The sequence below is a fragment of the Pseudoalteromonas sp. UBA6610 genome (genome assembly GCF_002433295.1).
In the GTDB taxonomy this organism is placed as follows: domain Bacteria; phylum Pseudomonadota; class Gammaproteobacteria; order Enterobacterales; family Alteromonadaceae; genus Pseudoalteromonas; species Pseudoalteromonas atlantica.
On the sequence record NZ_DJHW01000114.1, the window covers coordinates 1 to 5,437 of the forward strand.

At 40.1% G+C, this 5,437-nt stretch carries 6 protein-coding genes; 2 read left to right on the forward strand and 4 right to left on the reverse strand.

Going from position 1 to position 5,437, the window contains the following annotated elements; genetic code table 11:
- The first annotated feature begins 195 nt into the window (after positions 1-195).
- Both clpS and clpA read left to right on the forward strand, forming a co-directional pair.
- On the forward strand, positions 196-504 hold the full coding sequence (gene clpS, locus B4F91_RS15135; RefSeq protein WP_004586754.1) for an ATP-dependent Clp protease adapter ClpS: 309 nt from the start codon (positions 196-198) through the stop codon (positions 502-504).
- A gap of 68 nt (positions 505-572) precedes the next feature.
- Positions 573-2,834 carry an ATP-dependent Clp protease ATP-binding subunit ClpA gene (gene clpA / locus B4F91_RS15140; RefSeq protein WP_286937831.1) on the forward strand — a complete coding sequence of 754 codons (2,262 nt, stop codon included), beginning with the start codon at positions 573-575 and terminating at the stop codon, positions 2,832-2,834.
- A 244-nt stretch (positions 2,835-3,078) separates the two neighbouring features.
- Here the strand turns inward: clpA and infA are convergent, their stop codons facing one another.
- The 4 genes from infA to B4F91_RS15160 form a co-directional block, all read right to left on the reverse strand.
- On the reverse strand, positions 3,079-3,297 hold the full coding sequence (infA, locus tag B4F91_RS15145) for a translation initiation factor IF-1 (protein WP_002962494.1): 219 nt from the start codon (positions 3,295-3,297) through the stop codon (positions 3,079-3,081).
- A 90-nt stretch (positions 3,298-3,387) separates the two neighbouring features.
- Complete coding sequence (locus tag B4F91_RS15150; protein WP_064385091.1) at positions 3,388-4,092, reverse strand: arginyltransferase; 705 nt, start codon at positions 4,090-4,092, stop codon at positions 3,388-3,390.
- On the reverse strand, positions 4,085-4,801 hold the full coding sequence (aat, locus tag B4F91_RS15155) for a leucyl/phenylalanyl-tRNA--protein transferase (protein WP_248461617.1): 717 nt from the start codon (positions 4,799-4,801) through the stop codon (positions 4,085-4,087). Before aat ends, B4F91_RS15150 begins: the two co-directional genes overlap by 8 nt.
- Positions 4,802-4,894: 93 nt before the next feature.
- Positions 4,895-5,437, reverse strand: a 543-nt coding sequence (locus tag B4F91_RS15160; RefSeq protein ID WP_288635952.1) for an FAD-dependent oxidoreductase, incomplete at its 5' end; no start/stop codon positions are given.

Genomic DNA, 5,437 nt, shown 5'->3' on the forward strand with positions numbered 1-5,437 from the left:
CTATAAGTTGACTAATTTAGTTATTCTAAACCGTATAATTTGCTAGACTGACTAAGGATTAATCAATCTACTTCTGACTGTAGTTTATTTGGCCAGTCAGTCAAGTGTTTTGTGGTATTTTTTTAACATTTAATTTATTTTTTATTCAAGTTTGCTTGAGTTCTAAAGACAAGACTATATTTAATTATGAGTGGTATGAAAGATTCAGGTGTCATCGACACAGTTCGCGATAGTGAAAAGCAAAAGCTGCAGCCACCGCGAAAATACAAAGTTGTTTTAAATAACGACGACTACACGCCAATGGACTTTGTAATAGAAGTTTTAATGACGTTTTTCAATATGGATAGCGATAGAGCAACTGATGTGATGCTACAAGTTCACGAAAAAGGTAAAGGGATATGCGGTGTATTTAGCGCCGATGTAGCCCATACCAAAGCGGAACAAGTTAACCGTTATGCACGGGATAACGAGCATCCACTGCTTTGTAGTTGTGAGCAGGAATAAATACCAATTAGGTGATCAATCATCTCATTGTTGTGGTATAAAATAATTATCTCAGTAAGGGGTTGCCAATGCTAAACAAAGACTTAGAACTAACGTTAAATGCCGCGTTTCGTGAAGCGCGTACACGCCGCCATGAGTTTATGACGGTAGAACACCTTTTACTTGCGCTTTTAGATAACCCTTCAGCAGGCGAAGCGCTAAACGCCTGCGGTGTTGATATTTCTGGTTTAAAAACCGAACTATTAGAATTCATAGACGAAACCACACCGGTTATTCCCGATTTAGAAGAAGAACGCGAAACCCAACCAACACTGGGCTTTCAGCGCGTGCTTCAACGTGCGGTTTTTCATGTTCAATCATCTGGTAAAAACGAAGTTACAGGCGTTAACGTGCTCGTTGCTATTTTTTCTGAACAAGAAAGCCAAGCGGTTTATTTACTTAAGAAAAGCGATATTTCTCGCTTAGATATAGTGAATTTTATTTCTCATGGTATTTCTAAAACGGATGATGAGTTAGGAGATGACACTGACGATATTCATGAAGAAGTACAAGAGGTTCAAAACGAAGAGGCAAGTAAGTTAGATAGCTTTACCACTAATTTAAATGCCCAAGCCAAAGACGGTAACATTGACCCATTAGTAGGGCGCGACAGCGAAGTAGAGCGCACCGTGCAAGTTTTATGTCGTCGTAAAAAGAATAACCCACTACTTGTTGGTGAAGCTGGGGTAGGTAAAACAGCCATTGCAGAGGGCCTTGCGTACCGCATTGTTAATGAACAAGTGCCTGAAGTGATTGCCGATGCTGTTGTTTATTCGCTTGATATGGGCGCATTGCTTGCCGGTACTAAGTACCGTGGCGACTTTGAAAAACGCTTTAAGAGCTTATTAAAAGAGTTACAAGCAAAACCTAATTCAATTTTATTTATTGATGAAATACACACTATTATTGGTGCAGGTGCTGCATCGGGTGGTGTTATGGATGCCTCTAACTTACTTAAACCGCTGCTTTCAAGCGGGCAGTTACGTTGTATGGGCTCAACCACTTACAATGAGTATAAAAATATATTTGAAAAAGACCGTGCGTTAGTGCGTCGTTTCCAAAAAATTGATGTACTTGAACCAAGTGTGGCCGATACCACTAAAATTTTAAATGGTTTAAAAGAGCGTTATGAAGAACACCATGGCATTCGTTACACGCAAAAAGCATTAAAAGCAGCTGCTGAACTAAGTGCTAAATACATTAATGAGCGTCATTTACCTGATAAAGCCATTGATGTAATAGATGAAGCCGGTGCCAACCAACGTTTACAGCCAAGCTCTAAACGCAAAAAAACCATTGGTGTATCAGATATTGAATCGATTATTGCTAAAATGGCGCGTATTCCAGCTCAAAGCGTGTCATCGACCGATAAAGAAACGCTTAAAAATCTTGATCGTAATCTTAAAATGTTAGTGTTTGGGCAAGATCAGTCTATCGACGCGCTAACATCTGCGATTCGTTTATCTCGCTCTGGGCTTGCAAACGAAGATAAGCCAGTGGGCTCGTTCTTATTTGCGGGGCCAACGGGTGTAGGTAAAACCGAGGTTACTAAACAGCTTGCTAAATGTATGGGCGTTGAGTTTATCCGCTTTGATATGTCAGAGTATGTTGAGCGCCATGCAGTAAGCCGTTTAATTGGTGCGCCTCCTGGGTATGTTGGTTTTGAACAAGGTGGTTTACTTACCGAAGCCGTTATTAAAAACCCGCATGCTGTTGTATTATTGGATGAAATTGAAAAAGCCCATCCAGATATTTACAACATACTACTGCAAGTAATGGATCACGGTACGTTAACCGATAACAATGGTCGTAAAGCTGACTTTAGAAACGTAGTGGTGGTTATGACAACCAATGCCGGCGTGCAAGAAACAACACGTAAATCGATTGGCTTTACCGAGCAAGATCATACGCACGATGCAATGAGTGAAATTAACAAGGTATTTTCACCTGAATTTAGAAACCGCTTAGATAATATTATTTGGTTTAACCACCTTGAAAAAGACGTTATCTTGCAAGTGGTCGATAAATTTGTAGTTGAGCTGCAAGCACAATTAGATAAGAAGTCAGTTAACCTTGAGCTGACCTCTAAGGCCCGAGAGTGGTTAGCAGATAAAGGCTACGATAAAGCAATGGGTGCACGTCCAATGGCACGTGTTATTCAAGATGAGCTTAAAAAGCCATTGGCTAATGAAATACTCTTTGGTGAACTGGTTGATGGCGGTACTGTTAAAGTATCAGTTAAAGATAATAAAATTAACTTTGACTATGAAAGTAATTTAACACCCGCTTAAATAAGTGTATTCACTTATAGTACTCATCCGCAAAATAAATAACTTAATTATGCGAATGGGTATATAAACTAGCCTACGCGATATGCGTGGGCTTTTTTGTGCTTTTTTATAGGCAACAAAAAACCCAGCAAAAGCTGGGTTTTTTGTTTATTAAATGTAATTGCTAGTCAGTACCATCAATTACATTTAATAAACGCTTTAAGCTAGTTATTCACTAGCCAAAAACTAAATCTCGTTTACGCACTTAGCGAGCACGGAATACGATACGTCCTTTCGATAAATCGTAAGGAGTCATTTCTACCGTTACTTTATCGCCGGTTAAAATACGGATATAGTTTTTGCGCATTTTACCTGAAATATGAGCCACAACTACGTGACCATTTTCTAGCTCAACTCGGAACATTGTATTTGGTAAAGTATCAAGGACTGTCCCTTGCATTTCGATTACGTCTTCTTTCGCCATGTTTAGCGTAACACCTCTTTAATAGTTAAACGCTGCAGATTTTGCCCAAAATACGCCAATAAGTAAAGGCGCAGCGGGCATTTTTGCAAATTAAATAGCCAACCACTGGTCATTAACGTGTTTTTGCGCGGGTAAAAACTGAGTTTTGTATTTCATTTTGGTGCATTCATCGATTTGGTAGCCCAAATACACAAATTCTTTATTTTGCTGTTTGGCAAATTCGAGCTGCTGTAAAATCATCACAGTCCCTAAACTGTAGTGCTCAAAGTCGGGATCGAAAAACGTATAAATAGCCGAAACAGCGTTATCCATGCAATCTGTTACGGCCACTGCAACTAAAGTGTCTTGGTGCCAAAGCTCAATAAACGTTATTTCTAACCAACTACAAAATAAAAAGCTTTGAAACTGTTCTAAATTAGGCGGAAACATAGTGCCATCGCTGTGGCGCATTGAAATGTATTTACTATAAAGTGGGTAATATTCTTCGCGCTTAGCGTGTGTATATTTAACTTCAAAGTTTGCTTTTACTTTATTTAGTTTTCTTTTTTGTGACTTTGAAGGGGTAAACTCTTGGGCTAACACGCGCACCGAGTTACAGGCGCTACACGAAGGGCAGTGCGGTCGATAAATTTGATTACCACTGCGCCTAAAACCGAGCGATAAAAGCATCTCAAATTTATGCGTGCTGTAACAGGTTGGGTCAAGTATTACCAATAATTGCTCTTGCCTGTCAGGTAAATAGCTACAAGCAAACTCTTGGCTAAGACCAACGCGTGCAGGAATATGTTCACTCATAAATTGCTGTTAACTCCTGTGGTTGCCACATGGTTGAGTTGAGGGTGTAAGCATTTGCTTGTTTAAGTTTAGTCAAAAATTCTGAGCGAGGGATCACTTTTGCGCCTAAAGAGGTTAAATATGGGTTTTCTAGTTGGCAGTCAATAAAATGTGCGTTATGGCGTTTTAACCAATTAACTAACGCCCACATGGCCAGTTTTGAGCAATTAGTTTGATGATGAAACATCGACTCGCCACAAAAAACGCCATTTTGCATAATGCCATACAGCCCACCGGCAAGTTCGCCGTTTTGCCATACCTCAACACTATGTGCAATATTAGCGTCATGTGCAGCAATATAAGCGCTTAACATGTCGTTTGTTATCCATGTGCCTTCGGTGTCTATACGTTGCTCACAGCACGCTTCTATCACCTCAGCAAAGGCATTGTTAACAGTTACTTTAACAGGGTGTTTTTTTAAATGTTTACGTAAGCTTTTACTTATATGAAAGTCATTTAGCTCTACAATGCCGCGTTCACTTGGCGACCACCACATAATGGGCTCACCTTCGCTAAACCATGGGAAAATACCCATTTTATAGGCATTACTTAAGCGCTTTACAGATAAATCGCCGCCTATGGCAAGCAGTCCATCGGGGGAGGTAAGTGCATATTCGGGATTTGGAAATGCTATATCGGTTTCACTTAGTTGGTATAGCTGGTTTCTCATAGAGGGCTTAACTTATTAATTATCATAAAAGTGTAACTATATTTTAGGCATAAAAAAAGGCTGAACTAACAGCCTTTATTAATTTTGTAGCGTTTATAGGTTATCTAAGAAACGCTCTGCATCTAGGGCTGCCATACAGCCTGTACCTGCAGACGTAATTGCTTGACGGTAAATGTGATCAGACACATCACCTGCGGCAAATACGCCAGGTACGCTTGTTTGTGTAGCGTTACCGTTAAGACCAGACTCAACCACTAAATAGCCGTCTTTCATTTCTAGTTGGCCTTCAAACATGTCGGTGTTTGGCTTATGGCCGATAGCAATAAACACACCCGCTAAATCAAGCTCTTCGGTAGCATCAGATTGTGTATCTTTAATGCGTACACCAGTTACACCCATGTCATCACCAAGTACTTCGTCTAGCGTACGGTTGTAGTGCATTACTACGTTACCATTTTGCGCTTTTTCGTTAAGGCGATCAGCAAGAATTTTTTCACTGCGGAAGCTATCACGACGGTGAATAACGTGTACTTCATCCGCAATGTTAGATAAGTAAAGTGCTTCTTCTACAGCAGTGTTACCACCACCTACAACGGCAACTTTACGCCCTTTATAGAAAAAACCATCACATGTAGC

What these genes read in the sequence shown, in the direction of transcription:
- clpS (WP_004586754.1), top strand. Translation starts at nt 196, where the DNA reads ATGAAAGATTCAGGTGTCATCGACACAGTTCGCGATAGTGAAAAGCAA.
- clpA (WP_286937831.1), top strand. Translation starts at nt 573, where the DNA reads ATGCTAAACAAAGACTTAGAACTAACGTTAAATGCCGCGTTTCGTGAA.
- infA (WP_002962494.1), bottom strand. Translation starts at nt 3,297, where the DNA reads ATGGCGAAAGAAGACGTAATCGAAATGCAAGGGACAGTCCTTGATACT.
- B4F91_RS15150 (WP_064385091.1), bottom strand. Translation starts at nt 4,092, where the DNA reads ATGAGTGAACATATTCCTGCACGCGTTGGTCTTAGCCAAGAGTTTGCT.
- aat (WP_248461617.1), bottom strand. Translation starts at nt 4,801, where the DNA reads ATGAGAAACCAGCTATACCAACTAAGTGAAACCGATATAGCATTTCCA.